This window comes from Rhodococcus sp. NPDC003318, from assembly GCF_042879035.1.
Lineage (GTDB): Bacteria > Actinomycetota > Actinomycetes > Mycobacteriales > Mycobacteriaceae > Rhodococcus_G.
In genome coordinates this window covers 319,275-343,808 of record NZ_JBIAOU010000004.1, presented here as the reverse complement: position 1 = coordinate 343,808, position 24,534 = coordinate 319,275, and the positions used below count along the sequence as shown (strand labels likewise).

The following is a 24,534-nucleotide window of genomic DNA, read 5'->3' as shown; positions in this document are numbered from 1 at the left end:
CAGGATCAAACTCTCCGTTGAAGACTCTCGATTTCACCGACACAAGGCCGGCCAATCAGTCATAGACATCGAGTCAAATCACTAGCAGAAAAACTCAAACTAGCATTCAAACACTGACCATCCCAGACGGAAGAATGAGACGACCAGCAAATACCCACCCCATCCAAACGATGGAGCGGAGTACCAAAAAATTTGGCACTGACATTCATCGGCACACTGTTGAGTTCTCAAAGAACACGCACACACCATCACACCCGAGAAACATCATCTCGGCCGCTCCGGGGCAACTGTTCCAGCCTAACCCATCGAAGCCACCCCGTCAAAACCGGGCCACTCACAACCAGAAAGGCAGTCGAGGCACAACGGTATCACCCGTCGATCACCTCTGAATCCGCCAGGCGCCTTCGTCCAACCTCGTTCTCTCACACCCCCCAGGGGCGGAGTCGGTGTCCGTGTCGCTCTGACTCGACAAAAGTTACGTGGCCGTGAACGCCAACGCAAATCGCCTGGTCACACCACCCGACCGTCACCGAAACCCCAGGTCACCCACCCCCACACCACCCCGGACCCCGAAATCACACCGATGTGACCCCGACCACCCTCCCCACAGCACTCCCCGAAGTCCCGGATCACCGCCCCGGAATCCCACCCCGAAACGACGAAGGACGCCGCCCCTCGCATCACGCGAGACGGCGGCGTCCTGTTCTTTCGCTGGGGACCGTCACTCCTCGTTCGACACTCGTCGGATGTCTCCCCCGAGGTCGGTCAGGTTCTCCACGAACCGCGGGTAGCCACGGTCGATGTGGTAGACGTCGTGGACCTCGGTCGTCCCTTCCGCGACCAGTCCCGCCAACACGAGGCCGGCGCCGGCGCGAATGTCGGATGACCACACCGGCGCACTCGACAGCCTCGGGATTCCCCGCACCACGGCGTGGTGCCCGTCCGTGCGGGCGTCCGCACCGAGACGGATCATCTCCTCGACGAACCGGAACCGTGCTTCGAAGACGTTCTCGGTGATCATCGACGTCCCGTCGGCGATCGATGCCAGCCCGATGGCCATCGGCTGCAGGTCGGTCGGGAAGCCGGGGAACGGCAGCGTCGCGAAGTTGACCGCGCGTGGGCGGGAGTCCTGAACCACCCGGAAACCGTCCGGTTCGGTGGTGACCTGCGAGCCGGAGGCCCGCAGCTTGTCCAGCACGAGTGCCAGGTGCTTCGGGTTGACGCCCCGCACCCGCACGTCTCCGCGCGTCATCGCGGCGGCGATGCCCCACGTTGCTGCGACAATCCGGTCCCCGATGACGCGGTGGGTCGTCGGCTTCAGTTCCGTGACGCCCTGGATGGTCAGCGTGGAGCTGCCCGCGCCTTCGATCCGGGCGCCCATTCGTCCCAGCATGTTGCACAGGTCGACGATGTCCGGTTCCCGGGCGGCGTTGTCGATCACGGTCTCGCCCTTGGCGAGCACCGCGGCCATCAGGATGTTCTCGGTCGCCCCCACCGACGGGAAGGCCAGTCGGATACTCGCCCCGTGCAGGTCGTCGGCCTCCGCGACCACGCAACCGTGTTGGATTTCGCTGCTCGCGCCCAGCAACTGGAGCCCGGTCTGGTGCATGTCGAGCGGTCGTGAGCCGATTGCGTCACCACCTGGCAGTGCGACCACGGCGCGCCGGCACCGAGCGACGAGCGGTCCGAGCACGCAGACCGACGCCCGGAACTGCGTGACCGCGGGAAAGTCCGCGTGGTATTTCGGCTCGGCGGGAGTGGTGATCCGGACTGCGTCACCGTCGAGGACGACCTCGCAACCGAGCCCCCGCAGCACCTCCGCCATCAGCGGCACGTCGAGGATGTCGGGGCAGTTGGTGATCGTGCTGGTTCCCTCCGCCAGCAGCGCGGCAGCCATCAGCTTCAGGACGCTGTTCTTAGCGCCGCCGACCGAGACCTCCCCGGACAGTCTGTTCCCACCGGTGACCAGAAAGCGTTCACTCACAGTGGCACAGCCTAGCCAGGCCGGGGCGGGAGCCAGTGCAGGAGCGGTACCGTGACCGCATGGCAGTGCACCTGACCCGCATCTACACCCGAACCGGCGACGACGGGACGACCGGTCTGAGCGACTTCTCACGGGTGTCGAAGAACGATCCGCGCCTGATCGCGTACGCCGACTGCGACGAGGCGAACGCCGCGCTCGGGGTCGCCCTGGCGGTCGGCGACCCCGACGAGCGGATGGCCGGCGTGCTGCGGCAGGTCCAGAACGACCTGTTCGACGCGGGCGCCGACCTGTCGACTCCCCTCGACCCGAATCCGAAGTATCCGCCGCTGCGGATCACGCCCGAGTACGTCGAACGCCTCGAGACGTGGTGCGACGAGTTCAACGAACACCTCGCCCCGTTGAACTCGTTCATCCTTCCCGGTGGCACTCCCCTCGCCGCGCAACTGCACGTCGCACGGACCGTCGTGCGCAGGGCCGAGCGATCCGCGTGGGCGGCGGTCGACGCGGAACCGGAGGGAACCAGCACCCTGCCCGCGAAGTACCTGAACCGTCTGTCGGACCTGCTGTTCATCCTCGGTCGCGTCGCCAACCCCGGTGGAGACGTGCTGTGGAAGCCGGGCGGAGACCGGGACTGACCGGAACCGGCCCGGAAATGCGAGAACCCCGACCGGTTCGGTCGGGGTTCGTGCTTGTCAGTCGCTGAGCCCGGTCGGGCGTCCACGCAGGGATCGCCCGGACGGTCGTGATTCGACCCACGAGAGGAACGCCGTCATCGCGCCCCGGTCGAGCGCGAACTCGAACGTCCGCTCGCCGTCGTGTACCTCGACGATGACGATCTCGTCGGTCATGATGTCGTACTCGGTGTCCGCCGGCGAACGCCGCGCACCCAGCTCGATGCTCTGCCTCGAGATCCGGGAATCCGGTCCCGGACGCAGACTCGACAACTTGAAGTAGACCAGGGACTCCTCGCCGTAGCGGATGATCCCGTGCCGCCATCCCTGCCCGTGGCCCGCGGGCAGGGATCGGAGAATCGCGGCGGTACCGCCGCGGCGAAGTACCACCAACCGGTACACGAAAGCCGCGACGAGTACCGCGAGCAGCGCGACCAGAATGAAGAGAACGATCATTCCAGCTGTCACTGCTCGTCGGCCCTCGTCGCGGCTTCTCGTGGGTACCTGTCAGGCCCGCTCGACAGCGCGGAGCTGGCCCTTGGCGACGGCGATCGCCTCGTCGCTCGCGGCGGTGTCGGCGAGGACGGCCTTCGCGGCGTCGACGTCGACGTCTCCGGAGAAGTCCGCGGACTCCGCCAGGATCGTCACCGTCTTGCCGGTCACCGAGAGGAAGCCACCGTGCACCGCGGCGACGAGACGCTCGCCGTCGGCGGTGGTGATGGCAACGGTCCCGGCCTCGACCAGCTGGCCGAGGACCGGCTCGTGGCCGTACATGATGCCGATCTCACCCTCGGTGGTCTGGGCGCTGACGAGCGTCGCCTGCCCCGACCACAGCCGCCGCTCGACGGCGACGAGCTCAACGGTCATCTCAGCCATCGTCGACTACTTCCCCGCGATCTTGGCGGCAGCGGCCTCGACGTCGTCGAGTCCACCGCAGCTGTTGAACGCCTGCTCGGGCAGGTGGTCGAACTCGCCCTTGCAGACGCGGTCGAACGCCTCGATGGTGTCGCGCAGCGGCACGACGGAACCGGGCTCACCGGTGAACTTCTCGGCGACGATGAAGTTCTGGCCGAGGAACTTCTGCAGACGACGGGCGCGGCCGACGAGGACCTTGTCCTCTTCCTGCAGCTCGTCCATACCGAGGATGGCGATGATGTCCTGCAGTTCCTTGTACTTCTGCAGGATCCGCTTGACCTCGTTCGCGACGCGGAAGTGCTCGGCACCGACGATGCCGGGCTCGAGGATGCGCGAGGTCGACGTCAGCGGGTCCACAGCGGGGTAGATACCCATCTGCGAAATCGGACGCGAGAGCTCGGTGGTCGCATCGAGGTGCGCGAACGTGGTCGCGGGCGCCGGGTCCGTGTAGTCGTCGGCGGGGACGTAGATCGCCTGCAGCGAGGTGATCGAACGGCCACGGGTCGAGGTGATGCGCTCCTGGAGCTCACCCATCTCGTCCGCCAGCGTCGGCTGGTAACCCACGGCGGAAGGCATACGACCCAGCAGGGTCGAGACCTCGGAACCGGCCTGGGTGAAGCGGAAGATGTTGTCGATGAACAGCAGCACGTCCTGGCCCTGGACATCGCGGAAGTACTCCGCCATGGTCAGCGCGGACAGGGCCACGCGCATACGCGTTCCCGGCGGCTCGTCCATCTGACCGAAGACGAGGGCGGTGTCCTGGAGGACGCCCATCTCTTCCATCTCGAGGTGGAGGTCGGTGCCCTCACGGGTGCGCTCACCGACGCCTGCGAACACCGAGGTTCCGGAGAACTCGCGGGCGATACGGGTGATCATCTCCTGGATCAGAACGGTCTTGCCGACGCCGGCACCACCGAACAGACCGATCTTGCCGCCCTTGACGTACGGGGTCAGCAGGTCGATGACCTTGATACCGGTCTCGAGGATCTCGGTCTTGCCCTCGAGCTGGTCGAAGGCCGGGGGCTTGCGGTGGATGCCCCACTGCTCGCCGTCGCGACCGGTGCCCGGGGCGTCGAGGCAGTCGCCGAGGGCGTTGAACACGTGGCCCTTGACGACGTCACCGACGGGAACCGAGATCGGCTTGCCGGAGTCGAGGACGGCCGCACCACGGACGAGGCCGTCGGTGGGCTGCATCGAAATGGTGCGCACCAGGTTGTCGCCCAGGTGCTGCGCGACCTCGAGGGTCAGCGTCTTGGCCACCGACGGGAGGGTGACCTCCGTGTTCAGTGCGTTGAACAGGGCGGGGACGGCGCCACGCGGGAACTCAACGTCCACAACGGGACCGATGACCCGCACGACCCGGCCGGACGTGGTGCCCGCGCCGTTCGCGTTGGTTTGGGTAACTGCTGCGGTCATGTGCTCTTAGTCACTTCCTGCGCTCGAGGCGAGCGCATTCGCGCCACCGACGATCTCGCTGATTTCCTGGGTGATCTGGGCCTGGCGAACCTGGTTGGCCTCACGGCTCAGGGTGTTCACCAGCTCGTTCGCGTTGTCGGTGGCCGCCTTCATGGCGGTACGACGTGCGGCCGACTCCGACGCCGCGGCGTCGAGCAGCGACGAGTAGATGCGGGTGTTGATGTACTTCGGGAGGAGAGCGGACAGCAGCGTCCCGGCCTCCGGCTCGAAGTCGTACTGGGCCGTCGGCTCAGCACCGTTCGAGTCGGTGAGCATGTCCTCGCCGAGCTCGAAGTTCTCGTCCTTGTACTCGACCTCCAGCGGCGCCATCCGGCGGACCTCCGGAGACTGCGTCAGCATCGACACGAACTTCGTGTAGACGATGTGCAGTTCGTCGACGCCCTCGACCGTGCCCTCGCCGTTGTACGCCGGGATCGTGGTGCCGGATCCCGCCATGAACAGCTCGACGAGGTGCTTGCTGGCGCGAGCCGCGTCGGCGTAGCCGGGATCCTGGGAGAAGCCGGTCCAGGCGCCCTTCACGTCGCGGTCGCGGAAGGTGTAGTACGTCAGGCCCTTCGTGCCGAGCACGTAGAGCACCGGCTCCTTGCCCTCGCTGCGCAGCAGGGCGAACAGCTCCTCGGCCTCCTTGAGGACGTTGGAGTTGTAACCGCCGCACATGCCGCGGTCGCTGGTGACCACCAGGACGGCTGCACGCTTCGGGTTCGGGCGCTCGTTCAGCAGCGGGTGGTCCAGGGATCCCGAGGCGCTGGCCAGCGCGGAGAGCACCTTAGTGATCTCCTCGGCGTACGGCTTGGAGGCCGCGACCCGAATCTGCGCCTTGGTGATGCGGGAGGTGGCGATCAGCTCCTGCGCCTTGGTGATCTTCTTGGTCGAGTTCACTGACTTGATGCGGGAGCGCAGTTCGCGCAGGCTTGCCATCTACTCAGTCCCTCCTTCCCCATTGGTGTCCGTCACGGCCGTCACGCTCACTTGGCGACGTGCTTGCGGGTGACGGAAACCTGCTCCTGGCTGACCTCTTCGGCGCCGAGCGGCGCGGCCTCGGCCTCGTTGACGACACGGCTGCCGTCGGAGGCGAGGAAGCCCTGCTTGAACTTGTCGGTCGCAGCCGTCAGGGCCTCGATCGAGCTGTCGTCGAGCGCCTTGCCACCCTTGATCTGCTCGTAGACGCCTGCCGCGTTGCGGTGCAGGTCCTCGAGCAGCTCGGCCTCGAACCGGCGGACGTCGCCGACGGGAACGGAGTCGAAGACACCCTCACCGGCGAGGTAGATCGAGACGATCTGGTCCTCGACTGCGATCGGGCTGTACTGGTCCTGCTTGAGCAGCTCGACCAGACGCTGGCCGCGCTCGAGCTGAGCCTTCGAGGCGTCGTCGAGGTCGGAGGCGAAGGCGGAGAACGCCTCGAGCTCACGGAACTGGGCCAGCTCGAGACGCAGCGAGCCGGACACCTTCTTCATGCCCTTGGTCTGCGCGGCGCCACCGACTCGGGAAACCGAGATACCGACGTTGATCGCGGGACGGATGCCCTTGTTGAACAGGTCGGACTCGAGGAAGACCTGGCCGTCGGTGATGGAGATGACGTTGGTCGGGATGTACGCCGAGACGTCGTTGGCCTTGGTCTCGATGATCGGCAGCGCCGTCAGCGAGCCGCCGCCGAGGGCGTCGGACAACTTGGCCGACCGCTCCAGCAGACGGGAGTGCAGGTAGAAGACGTCACCGGGGTAAGCCTCACGTCCCGGCGGACGACGCAGCAGCAGCGAGATCGCGCGGTAGGCCTCGGCCTGCTTGGTCAGGTCGTCGAACACGACGAGGACGTGCTTGCCCTGGTACATCCAGTGCTGGCCGATGGCCGAACCGGTGTAGGGGGCGAGCCACTTGAAGCCGGCGGAGTCGGAGGCCGGGGCGGCGACGATGGTGGTGTACTCCATCGCACCGTTCTCCTCCAGCGCCTGCTTCACGCCGGCGATGGTGGAGCCCTTCTGACCGATCGCGACGTAGATGCAGCGGACCTGCTGCTTCGGGTCGCCGGTGGCCCAGTTGGCCTTCTGGTTCAGGATGGCGTCGATGCAGACCGCGGTCTTGCCGGTCTTGCGGTCACCGATGACGAGCTGACGCTGTCCGCGGCCGATCGGGGTCATCGCGTCGATGGCCTTGATGCCGGTCTGCAGCGGCTCCTCGACGGGCTGACGCTCGAGCACGGTCGCGGCCTGCAGCTCGAGGGCGCGCGTCTCGGTCGACTCGATCTCGCCCAGACCGTCGATCGGCTGGCCGAGCGGGTTGACGACGCGGCCGAGGAAGCCGTCGCCGACGGGCACGGAGAGGACGTCGCCGGTCCGCTTGACCTGCTGACCCTCCTCGATGTCCTGGAAGTCACCCAGGATGACGGCACCGATCTCGGTGGCGTCCAGGTTCAGCGCCACACCGAGCACGCCGCCGGGGAACTCCAGCAGTTCGTTGGCCATCGCCGAAGGCAGGCCGGTGACGTGCGCAATGCCGTCACTGGTGTCGGACACCGTGCCGACCTCCTCACGGGAGGCCTCCGGGGAGTAGCTCGCGGTGTAGTTCTCGATCGCGCTACGGATCTCGTCGGAGGAGATCGTCAGCTCCGCCATGTTCTTCCTGCTCTCGGTATCTGGTCTCGAAATTGGTTCGAAGAGGGTGGGTGCTGCGGGGCGCAGCAGGTGGACGCCGGCTACTTGAGGTTCTTGCGCAGCGACGCGAGTCGTCCCGCGGCGCTGCCGTCGATGACCTCGTCACCCACGCGGACCACGAGTCCACCGAGGAGCTCGGGGTCGACCTCCACGTGCACGGTGACCGGCTTCCCGTAGGTTCTGGTCAGCGTCGCGGCGAGGCGTTCGCTCTGGGCGGCGGACAGCGGGGTGGCGCTGCGCACGTGCGCGACCGCCTTCTCGCGTCGGGCCGCAGCCAGTTCGGACAGCTCGTTGAACGCATCCGCCGGGGCCGTCTGCAGCCTGCCGATCGCCTGCGTCGCCAGTGCCTCGGTGACCGCCGTGACCTTGCCGTACAGCAGCTTGGACAGCAGCTCGCGCTTGGCCGATGCGGGACGGGCCCGATCGGACAGGTTCTGCTCGAGCTCCGGGTTGCCCGCCACGATGCGACCGAGCCGGAACAGCTCGTCCTCGACGGTGTCGAGCTGATCCTGGTCGTCGGCTGCACGCAGCAGCGACTCCCGGCCCAGCAGGACCAGCGAGTTGCGCAGGTCCCCGGACGTCGACCAGTCCTGACCGGCCGCCGCCTTCAGCGTCGCCTGCGTCTCGGCGGAAACCTTGCCGGAGAACACCTGCTCGACGAGCGCCTGCCGGACGGCCACGGGGGCCGACGGATCGGCCAACGCGGCGCGGAGGGTGCGCTGGCCGTCGAGGACCTCGACCGCCGTGAACAGCTCCGCGCCGGTCTGTGCCGCAGCCGCGGTCGCCGCGCCGGCCGAAACCCCGGCCAACGCTGATTCCAGGGCGCTCCTCGTATGAGCCAGCGCCTCACGGCTTGCTGCGTACATGGTGCTCACTTTCCGTTTGCGGAGTCAGCGCTGACGGCGTCCAGTTCACTGAGGAAACGGTCGATCGTGCCGGCCCGCTTCACGTCGTCGGCGAGGGACTCACCGATGACCTTCTCGGCGAGGTCGACCGCGGTGCGGCCGAGATCGCTGCGCAGCTCCGCCACGATCTGCTGACGCTGAGCGTTGAGCTGGCTGTTGCCGGCGGCGACGATACGGTCGCTCTCCTCCTGGGCCTGCACCTTCATCTCGTTGATGATCTGCTGCCCCTGGTTGCGGGCATCCTCGCGGATGGCCGCAGCCTCGGTCCGTGCCTCGGCGAGCTGCGCGCGGTACTGCTCGAGCGCGGCCTTCGCCTCGGCCTGGGCCTCCTCGGCCCGCTTGATGCCGCCTTCGATCTGGTCGGAACGATCGGCCAGGACCTGCTGGAACTTCGGAAGCACGTACTTCCAGAAGACGAAGCCGATGACAGCGACACAGATCAGCGACCAGACGATGTCATAGGTCTCGGGGAGCAGAGGATTGATGTCCTCGCCCTCCGAGGCCGCGATCACTGCGATGTTCGACATGTCGAGATCAGAAAATGAAGCCGGCGACGAGGCCGATCAGCGCCAGGGCCTCGGTGAACGCGATACCGAGGAACATGTTGGTGCGGATCTGGCCGGCCAGCTCGGGCTGACGCGCGATGCCCTCGATGGCCTTGCCGACGACGATGCCCACGCCGATGCCGGGGCCGATGGCGGCGAGGCCGTAACCGATGGCGCCGTAGCCCTTACCGGTGGTGGTCTGCTCGACGGCTTCCTGTGCCAGGTACGCGAGGCTCATGAGGTTTTCCGTTCCCTTTCTGTTGCCCGCCGCCGGATCGGCGGAGGGTCAGTTTGTGTGGTGTGAAGCAGTCAGTGCAGGCGTGATCCGAGGATCAGTGCGAGTCGGCGTGCAACGCCAGGTCGATGTACACAGCGGTCAGCAGGGCGAAGACGTACGCCTGCAGGAAGATCACCAGCATCTCGAAGAGGGTGAAGCCGAAGCCGGCTGCCAGCGAGAACACACCGAAGACCTTCATCCCCGCCGCAGCCTCGAAGAAGAAGAACTGGGTGGCGCTGAAGAACAGCACGAGCATGATGTGGCCGGCGAGCATGTTGGCCATGAGTCGGACGGTCAGCGTGAAGGGCCGCAGGATGAACGTCGAGATGAACTCGATCGGGATCAGCAGGACGTGCAGTGCGATCGGAACGTTCGGGACGACGATGCTGCTCTTGACGTACTTGAAGAAGCCGTACTTCTTGATGCCGACGTAGTTGAACACCACGTACGCGAGCGCGGCGAGGACGATCGGCATGCCGACGCGGGCGTTCGACGAGATGTTCAGGAAGGGGATGATGCTGGACGCGTTCAGGAACAGCACGGTGAAGAAGATCGTGACCAGCACGGGCAGGAACCGCTTGCCCTGTTCCTTGCCGAGCACCTCGTCGGCGATCTGGTTCTTGACGAAGGCCAGTCCGTACTCGGCGACGTTCTGCGCGCCACGCGGGATCAGCTTCGGGCTGCGCATCGCGTACACGAAGAATCCGAGCAGGACGACCGTCATGAGAACGCGGATGAGCATCAGCCGGTCGAGTTCGACCGGTGTGCCCGCGAACAGCACGGCGGGAGGGAAGAAGTCTTCGAGTGACGGCGGATGGAACTCCGCGGCCAAGGTGGTGACGCTCAGCGGTCTCTCCCGTAGTCGTGGCCGCAGGCGGCATCGCCTGCGGTTCGATCGGACATTGACGAACTAACAAGTCGACCAGGTCGGCTCGCGTATTCGTCAGCCGCTGCGGCCCGCCCTCTCCCGATGGGATTCTCAGCGGCCTCGCGTCTGTCGGTGTCGGCGACTGTCGTCGACTCGGCGGACCCGCCGCGTGCGGTTTCGACTGGGCGAAACGCTCGAACGGGAAGCACCTGTGCGATTGCCGGGCGACGCTGATTCGTCTGATTCGCGCCATTCCAGCACCCGCGTGGCCCTGACCTTATCAACACATCTACGACGTTGTGTAGACGGGGGCCCCTGATCCGGGGAGTTCGAACCGGGCAACTTACTCGCTGTCGGACTTCGGTTCCGCCGAATCGACGTACGGGACCTTCACCCGGAGCAGCCCGTAGGTCTCGGCTCCGAGGACGATTACCAGGGACAGGACGATGACGATGACCAGGGCAGGCTTGCTGTAGAAGTCCAATCCCTTGAGCAGTCCGAGCACCACGATGGCGATGAGCATCTTCAGCAGCCAGCTGCCGAGCAGGATCAGCCCGGACGTCGCGGGCGGCAGTTTCTCCGTGAACAGCACGGCGAGCGCCGTGCAGAGGATGAACCCGCCGCCGACGGCGACGCCGATCAACGCTCCCCACAGCCCGGCCCATCCGGCGAACAGTGCCGCGACCACCGAGCCGACGACCGCGAGCGCCACCAGGCCGATCAGGCCCCATCGGACGGCGGCACGCAGGGGCGCGGACGGATCAGGCAGCGGTGTCGGAGAGAAGCTCACGGTCGTCCAGCCTAGCCGCGCTCAGTTCTCGCCCGGCTCGCGGCCGCGCACCTGCTGCACCCGCAGCGACGGAACTGCCGTGACGACCAGCGCGAACACCAGTCCGCCGGCGAGCAGGAGCACCACGATGCGACGGTCGAACAGTGCCGTGCCGACCGCGCCGAACGCCAGGACCCCGACCCACAGGTAGATCAGGAGCACGACCCGGCGGTGCGAGTGCCCGATCTGCAGCAGCCGGTGGTGCAGGTGCATCTTGTCGGGGGCGAACGGACTGCGCCCGGCCATGGTGCGGCGCACCACCGCGAGCAGCAGGTCGAGGATCGGGATGAACATGACGGCACCGACCAGCAGCAGCGGCGACAGCAGACCGACGATGTCGCGAGAACCGTACGCGTTCAGCGGGATCCGGCCCGACGCGCTCGTCGAGATCGCGGCCAGCATCAGTCCGATCAGCATCGAGCCGGAGTCACCCATGAAGATGCGGGCGGGCTGGAAGTTGTGGGGCAGGAAGCCGAGGCAGGCGCCGGCGAGCGCGGCGGCGAGCATGGCGGGCGGATAGGCGCTGACGTCGCCACCCTGTTCGTGGAGCAGGCCCACCGAGAACACCAGGATCGCCAGCGACGCGATCAGCCCGAGGCCGGCGGCGAGGCCGTCGAGACCGTCCACGAAGTTCATCGCGTTGATCATCACGACGGCGACGAGAACCGTGAACAGGCCGCCCTGGAGCTGGTCGAGCACCCACGTGGTTCCGCCGCCGAACGGGACGTAGAGGACCAGCCAGCTGACGCCCATCACCACCATCACGCCGGCCGCGGTGACCTGTCCGACGAATTTGGTGAGGGCGTCCAGCCCCCAGCGGTCGTCGACGAACCCGACGGCCACGATCACCGTCGCCGACACCAGCGCGGCGGGAATGTCCTTGGTGTTGAACTCGAATCCTCTGGTCAGCGCCGGCAACTGCTGCGCGAACAGCAGAGCTGCGGCGAAGCCGAGGTACATGCCGAGGCCGCCGAGCCGCGGTGTCGGGGTGACATGGACGTCGCGGTCCCGGGGCACGGCGACCGCACCGAACTTGAGCGCGAACAACCGCACTGCCCCGGTGGCGAGGAACGTCACGACCGCGGCGGTGAACAGCACGAGCAGCAGTTCCCGCAGGGGCACGCCCGCGCCACGGTTCGACTGGGCGTCGGCGGCGAGCAGGAGTGCGGTGTCGGCGACGGTCACAGTGCGGTGCTCACCCTCGGGCTCCGCCCCCGACGAGGCTCTCGATCGTCACGCCGAGCACCTCGGCGACCGCCTCGGTCGGGACGGCGCCCTCCCGCAGGATGCGCGGCGCGTCGGCGGTGAGATCGACGATCGTCGACGCGAGTGCGTGTTCGGCGGGCCCGCCGTCGAGGTACACGCTGACAACACCGCCGAGCTGGTTGCGGGCGTCCTCCGCGGTCGCCGCGGGGGGCTGCCCGGAGATGTTCGCGCTCGAGACCGCGAGGGGCCCGACCTCGCGCAGCAGTTCGAGGGCCACCGGGTGCAGCGGCATCCTCAGCATCACCGTGCCGCGGGTGTCGCCGAGGTCCCAGGCGAGGGAGGGCGCCTGCTGGACAACGAGACTGAGCCCTCCCGGCCAGAAGGCCCGGATCAGTTCGCGGGCTTCCGGGCGGACGGTGAACACGAGCCCGTCGATCGTGTTCCACGATCCGACGAGGACCGGCACCGGCATGTCCCGGCCGCGCCCCTTCGCCCGGAGCAGGCTCGCGACGGCCTCACCGTCGAAGGCGTTGGCGGCGAGGCCGTAGAGGGTGTCGGTCGGGATGACCGCGAGGCGGCCTGCCTTGAGTGCGTTGGCGGCGGCCCGCAGGCCCGCCTCACGGGTTTCGGGTTGTCCGCAGTCGTAGACGATGCTCACCTGTTCATCCTTTCACCCGGCCACCGGGGGCCGGTTCCGGTCCACCTCGAGAAGCCCTCCACCCGGCAGTCACCACCGCGGGGCGGACTCGAGTCACCACCGCGGGGCGGACTCGAGTCACCACCGCGGAGCGGACTCGGGTCACCACCGCGGAGCGGACTCGGGTCACCACCGCGGAGCGGACTCGGGTCACTGCCGCCGAGCGGATTCGGTTTCGGTTGCGACCCGGCGCGCCACCACGAATCTCGGCTTGCCCGCCAGGTCGGGGTGCTCGGCGACCTCGCCGAACACCCGCCGCTCCCGCAGCAGTGCGGCGACCTGGCCGCCGTTGCTGTCGTCGTGCTCGATGGCGAGTGCACCGCCGATCCGCAGCCAGCGGGCGATGTTCGAGATCATCGGCGCGATCACCGACAACCCGTCGGGTCCGCCGAACAGCGCGGAGCCGGGGTCGTGTTCGGCCACCTCCGGGTCGAGGACCGCGCCCTCGGGAATGTACGGCGGGTTCGACACCACGAGGTCGACGCCGCCCTCGAGGTCCGTCAGCACCGTTCGGTCCGTCACGTCACCGTGGTAGAGGGTGATCGGCGTGTCACCGCGTCCGGCCTGCGTGTCGGCGTTGCGGCGGGCCCATGCGAGCGCCTTGGGCTCCAACTCGACGGCATGCACGACCGCGTCCGGGCGGGCGTGTGCGATCGCCAGGGCGAGCGCGCCGGATCCGGTGCACAGGTCGAGTACGACCGGCGGACGCGTCGGCGTGTGTTCCAGGACGGCGAGTGCCCAGGCCAGCAGGAGCTCGGTCTCGGGCCGCGGGACGAACACCCCGGGTCCGACGGCGAGGTCGATCGCACCCATCGACGCGACACCGGTGATGTGCTGCAACGGGATTCGCTGCGCACGACGACCCACGAGGGCCCGGTAGGTGTCGACGACCTCCGGGTCGACGAGCGGAACCAGCCCCAGCCGGGTGCGTTCGACGCCCACGACGTGGGCGGCGAGCAGCTCCGCGTCGGTCCGGGGACTCGGGACTCCCGCTTCCTCGAGGAGTCGGGTGGCGTCGAGGATCGCCAGGCGCAACGGTTGTCGACTCACGCGCTCAGCCTGCCATGCCCGGTCGGTTACTCCGCGGCGAGGCGCGCGTCGCGGTCGGCCTTGCCGAGCGCGTCGAGCAGGGCGTCCAGGTCGCCGTCGAGGACCGCGTCGAGATTGTGGGCCTTGAATCCGATGCGATGATCGGTGATCCGGTTCTCGGGGAAGTTGTAGGTGCGGATGCGTTCGGACCGGTCGACGGTGCGAACCTGGCTCGCCCGGCCTGCGGACGCCTCGGCGTCGGCGGCCTCCTCGGCGGCGGCCTGCAGCCGGGCCGCGAGGACCTGCATGGCGCGTGCCTTGTTCTGCAGCTGCGAACGCTCGTTCTGGCAGGTCACCACGATGCCGGTCGGCAGGTGGGTGATGCGGACCGCCGAGTCGGTGGTGTTGACGCCCTGACCACCCTTGCCGGACGACCGGTAGACGTCGATGCGCAGGTCGCCCTCGTCGATCTGCACCTGCTCGACCTCGTCGGGTTCGGGGTAGATCAGCACGCCGGCCGCGGAGGTGTGCACACGGCCCTGCGATTCGGTCACCGGGACACGCTGCACCCGGTGCACGCCGCCCTCGAACTTGAACCGGGCCCAGACGCCGTCCCGGACGTCGCCCTTGGACTTGATCGAGATCGTCGCGTCCTTGTAGCCACCGAGATCGGAGATCGTGGCGTCGAGGACCTCGACGCGCCAGCCGTGCCGCTCCGCGTAGCGCACGTACATCCGGGCCAGGTCGGAGGCGAACAGCGCAGACTCCTCGCCGCCCTCACCGGACTTGACCTCGAGCACCACGTCGTCGGCGTCGTGCGGGTCGCGCGGGGCGAGCAGGTCGGTCAGCGCGACGTCGAGTTCGGCGACGCGGGCCTCGAGTGCGGGCACCTCCGCGGCGAAACTCGCGTCGTCGGCGGCCAACTCACGTGCCGCCTCCAGATCCTCGCGGGCCGCGAGCAGCTTGGTGTGGGTCGCCATGATCGGCGCGAGTTCGGCGAACCGCTTGCCGACCCGCCTCGCCGCGGCCGGATCGTTGTGCAGTGACGGATCCGCCAGCTGCAGTTCGAGGCCGGCGTGTTCGGCCAGAATGTCGTCGATGGCCGACGGCTGGGTCGTGCCCGCCATGGTTCGCTCCAGGTTCAGGGGTGTGGTGCAAGAAGGGTGGGGATGCAAAAAAGCCGACGCCCGGCCTGCAGGAACGCAGGACGGGCGTCGGCGATGTCGCTAGCTGTCGGCAGCGGCCTTCTTGCCGGCGCGCTTGCCGTAGCGAGCCTCGAAGCGCGCGACGCGACCGCCGGTGTCGAGGATCTTCTGCTTGCCGGTGTAGAACGGGTGGCACTGCGAGCAGACCTCGACGGTGATCCGTCCGGACTCCTTGGTGCTGCGGGTCTCGAACGTGTTCCCGCAACCGCAGACGACGGTGGTCGCCACGTACTCGGGGTGAATTCCTGCCTTCATGGTGTCCCTTTCGTTGGTCGCCGGGTCGCCTTCGCCGATCGAAGACGTGAACCGGAACCGGACATGGTTGTACGTGCACACGGCAGATGCCTGATGCGCGATCGGTCATTCTGCCAGAGGCCGCCTACGTTCTCCTAAACGGCCCGGCCGCCGAGTCTGTTCCCGGCGGCCGGCTGACCGACGATCAGTCGTCGTTCATCGCTCCGGGTGCGGTCTTGGTGACCTGCATCAGGAACTCGACGTTGGTCTTGGACTTCTTGAGCCGGTCGATGAGCAGGTCGATCGCCTGGTGCGAGTCCAGACCCGACAGCACGCGGCGCAGCTTGTGCACCACCGCGAACTCGTCGGGGCTCATCAGCAGCTCGTCCTTGCGGGTACCCGACGGGTTGACGTCGACGGCCGGGAACACGCGACGCTCGGCGATCTTGCGGTCGAGCTTGAGCTCCGCGTTACCGGTGCCCTTGAACTCCTCGAAGATCACGGTGTCGCCGGTGGAGCCGGTCTCCACCATCGCGGTGGCGATGATGGTGAGCGAGCCGCCGTTCTCGATGTTGCGGGCCGCGCCGAGGAACCGCTTGGGCGGGTACAGCGCGGTCGAGTCGACACCACCGGAGAGGATGCGTCCCGAGGCGGGCGACGAGTTGTTGTACGCGCGACCGAGCCGGGTGATCGAGTCCAGCAGCACGACCACGTCGCGGCCGTTCTCGACGAGCCGCTTGGCCCGCTCGATCGCCAGCTCCGCGACCGAGGTGTGGTCTGACGGCGGCCGGTCGAAGGTGGAGGCGATGACCTCACCCTTGACCGAACGCTGCATGTCGGTGACCTCTTCGGGTCGCTCGTCGACCAGCACGACCATCAGGTAGCACTCGGGGTTGTTCGTCGCGATCGCGTTGGCGATGTCCTGCATGATCGTCGTCTTACCCGCCTTCGGCGGCGAGACGATCAGGGCGCGCTGCCCCTTGCCGATCGGCATGATGAGGTCGATGACGCGGGTGGTCAGGACGTTCGGAGCCGTCTCGAGCCGCAGCCGCTGGTTCGGGTACAGCGGGGTGAGCTTGTTGAACTCCGGACGACGCCTGGCCGCCTCGACGTCGCCACCGTTGACGGTGTCGATGCGCACCAGCGGGTTGAACTTCTGCCGCTGGTTGCCGGCGTTCTCCCCCTCGCGCGGGACGCGGACCGCACCGGTGATCGCGTCACCGCGGCGCAGGCCGTTCTTGCGGATCAGGTTCATCGAGACGTACACGTCGTTCGGCCCCGCGAGGTAGCCGGAGGTCCGCACGAACGCGTAGTTGTCGAGCACGTCGAGGATGCCGGCCACGGGCTGCAGGACGTCGTCCTCGCGGATCTCGACCTCACCGCCGCCGCCTTCGCCGCGGTCGCGGCCGCGACGCCGCTCCCGGAAGCGGCGCCCGCGACGACCCCGGCCCTCGCCGTCGTCGTCGCCCCGGTTGTCCCGGCTCTCACCGCGGGGGCCGTTGCCCTGGTTGCGCTCCCCCTGGTTGCGGTCACCGCGCTCGCCCTGGTTGCGCTCGCGGCGGGGACGCTGGTCGCCGCCGTCCTGGCGCGTCCCCTGGTCCTGGCGCGTGCCCTGGTCCTGGCGGTTGGCCTGACGCTCCGCCACCGGCTCGGCCGTCTCGCCGGGCTGCTCGGCCACGGGCCGCGCCTGGTCGGCGGCCGCACCGGCGATCCGCCCCTGGCCACGACGCTGACGCCCACGACGACCGCCCTCGGCCTCGGCGGGGACCTCGGCGTCGAGAAGGCTGGTCTGCCCGGACGGCTCCATGTTCTTCGCGGGCGCGTCGGTCTTCGCCGGCGCCGCGGGCGCATCGGCGTTCGTCTCGGGAGCTTCGGCCTTGGCGCGCTCACGCTTGGCGGGCGCCTCGCTCTTGGCCGGCTTCGCGGCGGGAACGCCCGCCTGCCGGTCCTTGATCGCGGCGATCAGATCGCCCTTGCGCATGCCCGACGTGCCCTTGATACCGAGCTCACCGGCGAGTGTCCGCAGTTCGGCGAGCACCATCCCGGAAAGGCCGGAACCGCGACGCGCGTCGGCGCGCTTGGTCGCGGCGGCTACGGCCGGAGCCGTGTCTGAAGTCTGTGCACCGCCGGTCGAGCTCGGCGCGGTGGACGCCGCAGAGTCGAGCACCGGAGCGGCGATCAGGTCCGTATCGGTCACGGATGTCCTTTCCTTCCCTCGCTCGCGCGGCGCAGAGTCGAGGGTTCGTCCCGCAGTTCAATGAGTGAACTCGGATGTGCCGGACATGTTTCGGAAGATGTCGGGCTGCCCGCCCGGTCTCGCACGCAGGAGCCTTGTCCGAGCCGAGACCGTGGATGCCGATTGCTCGTACACACGGGTTTCGGGCGGAAGACACGCAATCCGGAACTCGGGGGCTGTCCGTGATTTCCGAGTCTCGCGATCGTAGGGAATCCGATCGGGGAACTCCTGATTTCGGGAGTGATTGCCCTGAAGAGCACCGGCGACTGATACGCACGATGGGCGAACGACCTCAGGATAGCCGTGAACGCTGTTACGGGCAAGGTGAACCCGCCGGTGTGCCGTACCACACCGGCGGGTTGTGGTCAGGAGACCCGAACGCCGTCTGCGACCTCGAGGTCGAGGACCCGCAGTCCCTCCGCCTCCGCCGCGGAACGCAGATCCGCGGGGAACGGCTCGGTGGCGAGCGCCAGGACGGTCGGTCCGGCTCCGGACACCACGGCGGCGATCCCCCGGTTGCGCAGCGCGGCCACCCAGCGGGTCGTCACCGGAAGAGCGGACGCCCGCTGCCGCTGGTGCAGCCGGTCCTCGGTGGCGAGCAGCAGCAGATCGGGCCGGGTGGTCAACGCCACCACGGCGAGCGCACCCCGGCTGACGTTGAACGCGGCGTCGGCGTGCGCAACGGTGTCGGGCAGCAGGCCGCGGGTGTGTGCGGTCGCTGACCGGTCCTCCGGCACGAGCGCGACGATCCGGATGCTCGGGTGGACGTCGAGTCGGACGGCCCCGAAGGTCGGCGGCGCGTCGGGCTCGGTCTGCGCCGAGCTCCACGAGACGACCGCACCGCCGAGCACGCTCGCGGCGGCGTTGTCGGGATGGCCCTCGAACTCGGACGACAGCTGCACGAGCTGGGCGTCGGTCAGGGCGAGGTCCGGGTCGATGAGCGTGACCAGGCCGTTCGCCGCCGCGAGGCCCCCGACGGCCGCCGAGGCGGACGAGCCGAGGCCACGCGAGTGTGGAATGACGTTGCGACACACGACGTCCAGGCCGCCCGCCCAGACGCCCGCGGCCTCGAGGCCCCGTTCGATCGCCCGAACCACCAGGTGCGACGGACCCCACGGGACGTCGTCGGCGCCCTCCCCCTCGACCCGGATCTTCAATCCGGACTCGGTTGTGGTGACGGTGATCTCGTCGTACAGCGCGAGCGCCATGCCGAGAGTGTCGAAACCCGGACCGAGGTTGGCCGTGGACGCGGGCACCCGCGCCGTCACGGTCAGGCCCACCGGCAACGTCTGACTCATCGCTGTCTCGTCGATTCGCGAGGCGGTCACTACACGAGCTCGAGTGACCTGGCGACCGCGACGGGGTCGACCGGAATGGGCTGGACGGCAGGCATTCCCAGCAGGGCGGTGTCGGGGTCCTTCAGACCGTTGCCGGTGACGGTGCACACGACGGTCTGGCCGCGATCGAGCCAGCCCTCCCGGTGCGCGGCGAGCAGACCGGCGACGGACGCCGCCGATGCGGGCTCGACGAACACGCCCTCGGTGCGCGCGACCAGGCGATACGCCTCGAGGATCTCCTCGTCGGTGGCCGCGCGGAATGCGCCGTTCGACTCTTCCTTCGCGTTCACCGCGCCGTCCCACGATGCGGGCGAACCGATCCGGATCGCGGTGGCGATGGTCTCGGGATCCTTGACGGGTGCGCCGTTGACCAGCGGAGCGGCGCCCGCAGCCTGGACACCGAGCATCCGCGGCCGAGACGTCGAGATGCCGTCGGCGTGGTACTCGGAGTACCCCTTCCAGTACGCGGTGATGTTGCCCGCGTTGCCGACCGGCAGTGCGTGGATGTCGGGTGCCTTGCCGAGCGCGTCGACGATCTCGAAGGCGGCGGTCTTCTGACCCTCGATGCGGACCGGGTTCACCGAGTTCACCAGGCCGATGGTGGGGAACTCGGCGGTGGTCTTGCGCGCCAGTTCGAGGCAGTCGTCGAAGTTGCCCTGCACCTGGATGATCTTGGCGCCGTGTATGACCGCCTGGGCGAGCTTGCCCATCGCGATCTTGCCCTCGGGGACGAGCACCGCGCACGTCATCTTCGCCACCGCGGCGTAGGCGGCGGCCGACGCGGACGTGTTGCCGGTCGACGCGCACAGCACGGCCTTCTGGCCGCGGGCGAGGGCGTCCGTGACGGCCATCGTCATGCCGCGGTCCTTGAACGACCCGGTCGGGTTGAGCCCCTCGACCTTGAGGTGGACGTCACAGCCGGTCAGTTCGGACAGGTAACCGGCGGGGATCAGCGGCGTGCCGCCCTCACGGAGGGTGATGGTCTTCCAGTTCTCGCCGATCGCGAGTCGGTCCCGGTACGCCTCGATCAGGCCCGGCCAGGGCGTGTGAACGGGGGTGTGCTGGCGAGGGCTATTCACTGGAACCTTCCAATCGGAGAACGCTGGTGACGGCGGTGACGAAGTCGAGTTTGCCAAGGGAGGCAACTGTTTTGGAGAGCGCCGCATCGGTGGCCCGGTGCGTGACGACGATCAGCCGGGCGCCGTCGCCCTCGCCCTCCTGGCGGACCGTCGAGATCGACACGTCGTGCTTGGCGAACTCGGCGGCCACGGCGGACAGCACGCCGGCCCGGTCCGCGACCTGCATGTTGACGTAGTAGCGGGTCGGGATCTCCCCGATCGGCGCGATCGCCAGTGCCGCGTAGCTGGACTCCCGCGGTCCCCGACCGCCGTTGACCTTGTTGCGAGCGGCCATCACCACGTCGCCCATCACGGCGGACGCGGTCGGGGCACCACCGGCACCCTGCCCGTAGAACATCAGCCGGCCCGCGGCTTCCGCCTCGACCACGACGGCGTTGAACGCACCGCCCACCGCTGCGAGGGGGTGGTCGCGCGGCACGAGGGACGGGTAGACGCGGGCGGAGACCCGCTCGGTGCCGTCCGCCGCGACGATCCGCTCACAAATCGACAGCAGCTTGACCGTGCAGTTCAGCGACCTCGCGGCCTCGAGATCGGCCGACGTGATCGACGAGATGCCCTCGCGGTGGACGTCGGCGGCCGTGACGCGGGTGTGGAACGCGATGGACGCGAGGATCGCGGCCTTCGCCGCGGCGTCGAATCCCTCGACGTCCGCGGTCGGGTCGGCTTCCGCGTAGCCCAGGCGGCCCGCCTCGGCGAGGGTGTCCGCGTAGTCGGCCCCGGTCTCGTCCATCGCGGAGAGGATGAAGTTGGTGGTGCCGTTGACGATTCCGGCGACCTTGTTGACGCGGTCGCCCGCGAGCGACTGGGTCAGCGGCCGGATCACCGGGATCGCACCGGCGACCGCGGCCTCGAAGTACAGGTCCACGTTGCGGGCCTCGGCCGCCTCCGCCAGCTCACCCGTGTAGTCGGCGAGCAGGGCCTTGTTGGCGGTGACCACCGACTTGCCCGCGTTCAGCGCGGCCAGGATCAGTTTGCGCGGCACCTCGATACCGCCGATCACCTCGACGACCAGGTCGACGTCGTCCCGCGTGACCAGCGAATCCGCGTCGGTGGTCAGCAGTTCCGCGGGCACCCCGCGGTCCTCGATGCGCCGGACCGCGATTCCGCGCAGGACCAGCGGGGCACCGATCCGGGCCTCGAGATCGCGCGTGTGCTCGCGAATGATCCGCACGACCTCGCTGCCCACGTTGCCGAGGCCGAGTACCGCCACACCGATCACGGCGTTCGGTTCAGTCATCTTGCTGTACCTCCAAGCTGAGCAGATCTTCCACGGTCTCCCTGCGCAGGACGAGCCGGGACTGGCCGTCCCGGACCGCGACCACGGCGGGCCGGGTGAGCAGGTTGTAGCGGCTGGACATCGAATAGCAGTATGCGCCGGTGGCGGCGACCGCAAGCAGATCCGTGGCACCGACGTCCTCAGGCAGCCAGGTGTCGCGGATGACGATGTCGCCGCTCTCGCAGTGCTTGCCCACCACCCGGGCGACGACCGGTTCGGCGTGGCTGTCGCGCGAGACCAACCGGCAGTCGTACTCGGCCTGGTAGAGCGCCGTCCGGATGTTGTCGCTCATTCCGCCGTCCACGCTGACGTACCGACGGGTTGCGTTGCCGTCCAGGCGGACATCCTTGACGGTGCCGACCTCGTAGAGCGTCACCGTGCCGGGTCCGGCGATGGCACGACCGGGTTCGACCATCAGGGTCGGCACCGGCAGTCCCGCCGCCGCCGACTCGGTCTCGACGATGTTGGCGAGCTTCGCGGCGAGGTCGTCCACCGGCGGCGGGTCGTCGCTGGCCAGGTACGAGATACCCAGGCCGCCGCCGAGGTCGATGATCGACACCTGCGAGGTCTTCTCGATCCCGAAGCCGTCGACGATCTGCCGCAGCAGACCGATCACCCGGTGCGCTGCCAGTTCGAACCCGTCGACGTCGAAGATCTGCGATCCGATGTGGCTGTGCAGGCCGACGAGTTTGAGGTTGTCGGTCTCGAACACCCGGCGCACGGCGTCGAGTGCGGCGCCGCCGGACAGCGAGAAGCCGAACTTCTGGTCCTCGTGGGCGGTGGCGATGAACTCGTGCGTGTGCGCCTCGACCCCGACGGTGATCCGGATCAGGACCTCCTGCACGACGCCGAGTTCCGCGGCGACGGCGTCGAGGCGCTCGATCTCCTGGACCGAGTCGATCACCACGTGCCCGACGCCCGCGGCGACCGCGGCGCGCAGCTCGGCGACGGACTTGTTGTTGCCGTGCATGGTGATTCGCTCGGCGGGAAAGCCGCCGTGCAGGGCGACAGCCAGTTCGCCACCCGAGGCGACGTCCATCGACAGGCCCTCGTCGGCGACCCACCGCGCGATCTCACTGCACAGGAACGCCTTCGACGCGTAGTGCACGCGCTCCGCCGATCCGAAGGCCCGCGCCATGTCGCGGCAGCGGGAACGGAAGTCGTCCTCGTCGATCACGAACAGCGGGGTGCCGTACTGCTGCGCCAGCTCGGTCACGGGAACCCCGGCGAGCCGGACGACGCCGTCCTCGCCGCGGGTCGCGCCGCGCGGCCACACCGCAGCGGGCAGCGCCGTCATGTGCGACGGGTCGGTCGGGCGGGGCGGCAGACCGGGCGCGTGCGGGATCTCCGCGTGGCGCGGGCCGGCGGGGTGCGCGCTCACATCCGCTCCGGTGCGCTGACGCCGAGCAGCCCCAGGCCGTTGGCGAGTACCTGACGGGTGGCGCCGCACAGCGCCAGTCGCGCGGTGTGCAGGTCGCCGGCCGGCTCGTCGCCCTGCGGCAGCACCCGGCAGTCGGTGTAGAAGCGGTGGTACGTGCCCGCCAACTCCTCGAGGTAGCGGGCCACGCGGTGCGGTTCGCGCAGGTCGGCGGCCGCGGCCACGACCTTCGGGAAGTCGCCGATGGTCCGGATGAGGTCGCCCTCGCGGTCGTGGGTGAGCAGTTCGAACCTCGGGTCGTCGGTGGAGAGTCCGAGATCCGCGGCGTTGCGGGCCAGCGACGCGAGCCGCGCGTGCGCGTACTGGACGTAGTAGACCGGGTTCTCGCTGGTGGTGCTCGCCCACAGCTCCAGGTCGATGTCCAGGCTCGAGTCCACCGACGAGCGGATCATCGCGTACCGCGCGGCGTCGACACCGATCGCCTCGACCAGGTCGTCGAGGGTGATGACGGTGCCCGCCCGCTTGCTCATCTTCACCGCGACTCCGTCGCGGACCAGGTTGACCATCTGGCCGATCAACACCTCGACGGTCGCCGGGTCGTCCCCGAAGGCGGCCGCCGCGGCCTTGAGCCGGCCGATGTAGCCGTGGTGGTCGGCGCCGAGCATGTAGATGCACAGGTCGAAGCCGCGCGAGCGCTTGTCCTGGAAGTACGCGATGTCGCCGGCGATGTACGCGGCGTTGCCGTCGGACTTGATGACGACGCGGTCCTTGTCGTCACCGAAGTCGGTGCTCTTGAGCCACCAGGCGCCGTCCTCCTCGTAGAGGTTGCCGCTGCCCTTGAGGGTCGCGACGGCGTTCTCGACGGCGCCGGACTCGAACAGCGAGTTCTCGTGGAAGTAGACGTCGAAGTCGGTGCCGAACTCGTGCAGGGTCCTCTTGATGTGGTCGAACATCATCGCGACGCCGACCGCGCGGAACACCTCCTGCTGCTCGTCGGTGGCCAGTTCCAGCGCGTCCGGTCGCTGGCGCACCACCTCGGCGGCGATGTCGACGATGTACGCGCCCGCGTAGCCGTCCTCGGGGGCCGGCTCGCCCTTGGCCGACGCGATCAGCGACCGCGCGAACCGGTCGATCTGGGCGCCGTGGTCGTTGAAGTAGTACTCGCGGGTGACGTCCGCGCCCTGAGCGGCGAGGATCCGGCCGAGCGCGTCCCCGACGGCCGCCCAGCGGGTGCCGCCGAGGTGGATCGGCCCGGTGGGGTTGGCAGAGACGAACTCGAGGTTGATCCGCCGTCCCGCCTGAGCGGTCGAGCTTCCGTAGCTCTGACCTGCGGCGATCGCCTTCGCGACGATGGCGCCCTGCGCGGCCGCGGCGAGCCGGATGTTGAGGAATCCCGGCCCGGCGACGTCGGCGGACTCGATGCCGTCGGTCGCGGTCAGAGCCGCGGCGAGCCAGGTCGCCAGATCCCGCGGGTTGGCCCCGGCCTTCTTGCCGACCTGCATCGCGACGTTGCTGGCGTAGTCCCCGTGTTCGGGGTTGCGCGGACGCTCGACGGTCAGTGTCGCGGGGAGCACGTCGGCGTCGAGTCCGTGTTCGGTGAGGACCTTCGCGGCGGTGACGCGAAGGAGTTCGGCAAGGTCGGCGGGAGTCACGGGTATCCATCCTATGGTCTGGCGGTT

Annotated in this window: 23 protein-coding genes and 1 rRNA gene (1 of these 24 cut by a window edge); 1 reads left to right on the top strand and 23 read right to left on the bottom strand. The window is 68.5% G+C overall.

Features of this window, described 5'->3' with window-relative positions; translation table 11 throughout:
- Together ACFYVR_RS11035 and murA are read right to left on the bottom strand one after the other, a co-directional pair.
- A 16S ribosomal RNA gene (locus ACFYVR_RS11035) occupies nt 1–21 on the bottom strand; it reaches 1,500 nt to the left of the window's first position.
- 700 nt (nt 22–721) lie between these two features.
- Entirely contained in the window at nt 722–1,984 is a 1,263-nt protein-coding gene (gene murA / locus ACFYVR_RS11030) for a UDP-N-acetylglucosamine 1-carboxyvinyltransferase (RefSeq protein ID WP_387472669.1), read from the bottom strand.
- 59 nt (nt 1,985–2,043) lie between these two features.
- On the opposite strand from murA, the gene ACFYVR_RS11025 reads away from it, so the two are divergent.
- Nucleotides 2,044–2,619: a cob(I)yrinic acid a,c-diamide adenosyltransferase gene (locus ACFYVR_RS11025; RefSeq protein ID WP_387472667.1), complete on the top strand. Its 576-nt coding sequence runs from the start codon at nt 2,044–2,046 to the stop codon at nt 2,617–2,619.
- A gap of 57 nt (nt 2,620–2,676) precedes the next feature.
- Here ACFYVR_RS11025 and ACFYVR_RS11020 read toward each other — a convergent pair whose 3' ends face one another.
- The 21 genes from ACFYVR_RS11020 to argS all read right to left on the bottom strand — a co-directional run bounded on the left by ACFYVR_RS11020 (nt 2,677) and on the right by argS (nt 24,507).
- Entirely contained in the window at nt 2,677–3,111 is a 435-nt protein-coding gene (locus ACFYVR_RS11020; protein WP_387472665.1) for a DUF2550 domain-containing protein, read from the bottom strand.
- Between the two features lie 51 nt (nt 3,112–3,162).
- On the bottom strand, nt 3,163–3,531 hold the full coding sequence (locus ACFYVR_RS11015) for a F0F1 ATP synthase subunit epsilon (RefSeq protein ID WP_387472663.1): 369 nt from the start codon (nt 3,529–3,531) through the stop codon (nt 3,163–3,165).
- Nucleotides 3,532–3,537: 6 nt separating this feature from the next.
- On the bottom strand, nt 3,538–4,986 hold the full coding sequence (atpD, locus tag ACFYVR_RS11010) for a F0F1 ATP synthase subunit beta (protein ID WP_387472661.1): 1,449 nt from the start codon (nt 4,984–4,986) through the stop codon (nt 3,538–3,540).
- A gap of 6 nt (nt 4,987–4,992) precedes the next feature.
- A complete protein-coding gene (locus ACFYVR_RS11005) occupies nt 4,993–5,964 on the bottom strand; it encodes a F0F1 ATP synthase subunit gamma (protein WP_387472659.1) in 972 nt (323 codons plus the stop codon).
- Nucleotides 5,965–6,011: 47 nt separating this feature from the next.
- Nucleotides 6,012–7,655 (bottom strand): F0F1 ATP synthase subunit alpha, encoded by a 1,644-nt coding sequence (atpA, locus tag ACFYVR_RS11000; RefSeq protein ID WP_387472657.1) that lies wholly within the window; start codon nt 7,653–7,655, stop codon nt 6,012–6,014.
- Between the two features lie 80 nt (nt 7,656–7,735).
- Entirely contained in the window at nt 7,736–8,560 is an 825-nt protein-coding gene (locus ACFYVR_RS10995) for a F0F1 ATP synthase subunit delta (RefSeq protein ID WP_387472655.1), read from the bottom strand.
- A gap of 5 nt (nt 8,561–8,565) precedes the next feature.
- On the bottom strand, nt 8,566–9,126 hold the full coding sequence (locus ACFYVR_RS10990; protein WP_387472653.1) for a F0F1 ATP synthase subunit B: 561 nt from the start codon (nt 9,124–9,126) through the stop codon (nt 8,566–8,568).
- A 7-nt stretch (nt 9,127–9,133) separates the two neighbouring features.
- Nucleotides 9,134–9,382 (bottom strand): ATP synthase F0 subunit C, encoded by a 249-nt coding sequence (locus tag ACFYVR_RS10985; RefSeq protein ID WP_027503025.1) that lies wholly within the window; start codon nt 9,380–9,382, stop codon nt 9,134–9,136.
- A 94-nt stretch (nt 9,383–9,476) separates the two neighbouring features.
- Nucleotides 9,477–10,202: a F0F1 ATP synthase subunit A gene (gene atpB / locus ACFYVR_RS10980; RefSeq protein WP_387472712.1), complete on the bottom strand. Its 726-nt coding sequence runs from the start codon at nt 10,200–10,202 to the stop codon at nt 9,477–9,479.
- Between the two features lie 430 nt (nt 10,203–10,632).
- Complete coding sequence (locus ACFYVR_RS10975; protein WP_387472650.1) at nt 10,633–11,079, bottom strand: hypothetical protein; 447 nt, start codon at nt 11,077–11,079, stop codon at nt 10,633–10,635.
- Between the two features lie 21 nt (nt 11,080–11,100).
- Nucleotides 11,101–12,303 carry a glycosyltransferase family 4 protein gene (locus ACFYVR_RS10970; protein WP_387472648.1) on the bottom strand — a complete coding sequence of 401 codons (1,203 nt, stop codon included), beginning with the start codon at nt 12,301–12,303 and terminating at the stop codon, nt 11,101–11,103.
- 10 nt (nt 12,304–12,313) lie between these two features.
- Complete coding sequence (locus ACFYVR_RS10965) at nt 12,314–12,982, bottom strand: L-threonylcarbamoyladenylate synthase (protein WP_387472646.1); 669 nt, start codon at nt 12,980–12,982, stop codon at nt 12,314–12,316.
- Nucleotides 12,983–13,171: 189 nt separating this feature from the next.
- Entirely contained in the window at nt 13,172–14,071 is a 900-nt protein-coding gene (gene prmC, locus ACFYVR_RS10960) for a peptide chain release factor N(5)-glutamine methyltransferase (protein ID WP_387472644.1), read from the bottom strand.
- Between the two features lie 26 nt (nt 14,072–14,097).
- A complete protein-coding gene (gene prfA / locus ACFYVR_RS10955; protein ID WP_387472642.1) occupies nt 14,098–15,177 on the bottom strand; it encodes a peptide chain release factor 1 in 1,080 nt (359 codons plus the stop codon).
- 99 nt (nt 15,178–15,276) lie between these two features.
- On the bottom strand, nt 15,277–15,510 hold the full coding sequence (gene rpmE, locus ACFYVR_RS10950) for a 50S ribosomal protein L31 (RefSeq protein ID WP_387472640.1): 234 nt from the start codon (nt 15,508–15,510) through the stop codon (nt 15,277–15,279).
- A 184-nt stretch (nt 15,511–15,694) separates the two neighbouring features.
- Nucleotides 15,695–17,686 carry a transcription termination factor Rho gene (rho, locus tag ACFYVR_RS10945; protein WP_387472638.1) on the bottom strand — a complete coding sequence of 664 codons (1,992 nt, stop codon included), beginning with the start codon at nt 17,684–17,686 and terminating at the stop codon, nt 15,695–15,697.
- Between the two features lie 404 nt (nt 17,687–18,090).
- The gene (thrB, locus tag ACFYVR_RS10940) at nt 18,091–19,023 is read right to left on the bottom strand and encodes a homoserine kinase (protein ID WP_387472636.1); all 933 of its coding nucleotides are present in this window, start codon (nt 19,021–19,023) and stop codon (nt 18,091–18,093) included.
- A 29-nt stretch (nt 19,024–19,052) separates the two neighbouring features.
- Entirely contained in the window at nt 19,053–20,141 is a 1,089-nt protein-coding gene (gene thrC / locus ACFYVR_RS10935; RefSeq protein ID WP_387472634.1) for a threonine synthase, read from the bottom strand.
- Complete coding sequence (locus tag ACFYVR_RS10930; protein WP_387472632.1) at nt 20,134–21,438, bottom strand: homoserine dehydrogenase; 1,305 nt, start codon at nt 21,436–21,438, stop codon at nt 20,134–20,136. Before ACFYVR_RS10930 ends, thrC begins: the two co-directional genes overlap by 8 nt.
- Nucleotides 21,431–22,858 carry a diaminopimelate decarboxylase gene (gene lysA, locus ACFYVR_RS10925; protein WP_387472630.1) on the bottom strand — a complete coding sequence of 476 codons (1,428 nt, stop codon included), beginning with the start codon at nt 22,856–22,858 and terminating at the stop codon, nt 21,431–21,433. The genes ACFYVR_RS10930 and lysA overlap by 8 nt, the downstream gene beginning before the upstream one ends.
- Entirely contained in the window at nt 22,855–24,507 is a 1,653-nt protein-coding gene (gene argS / locus ACFYVR_RS10920; RefSeq protein ID WP_387472628.1) for an arginine--tRNA ligase, read from the bottom strand. The genes lysA and argS overlap by 4 nt, the downstream gene beginning before the upstream one ends.
- Nucleotides 24,508–24,534 lie beyond the last annotated feature (27 nt).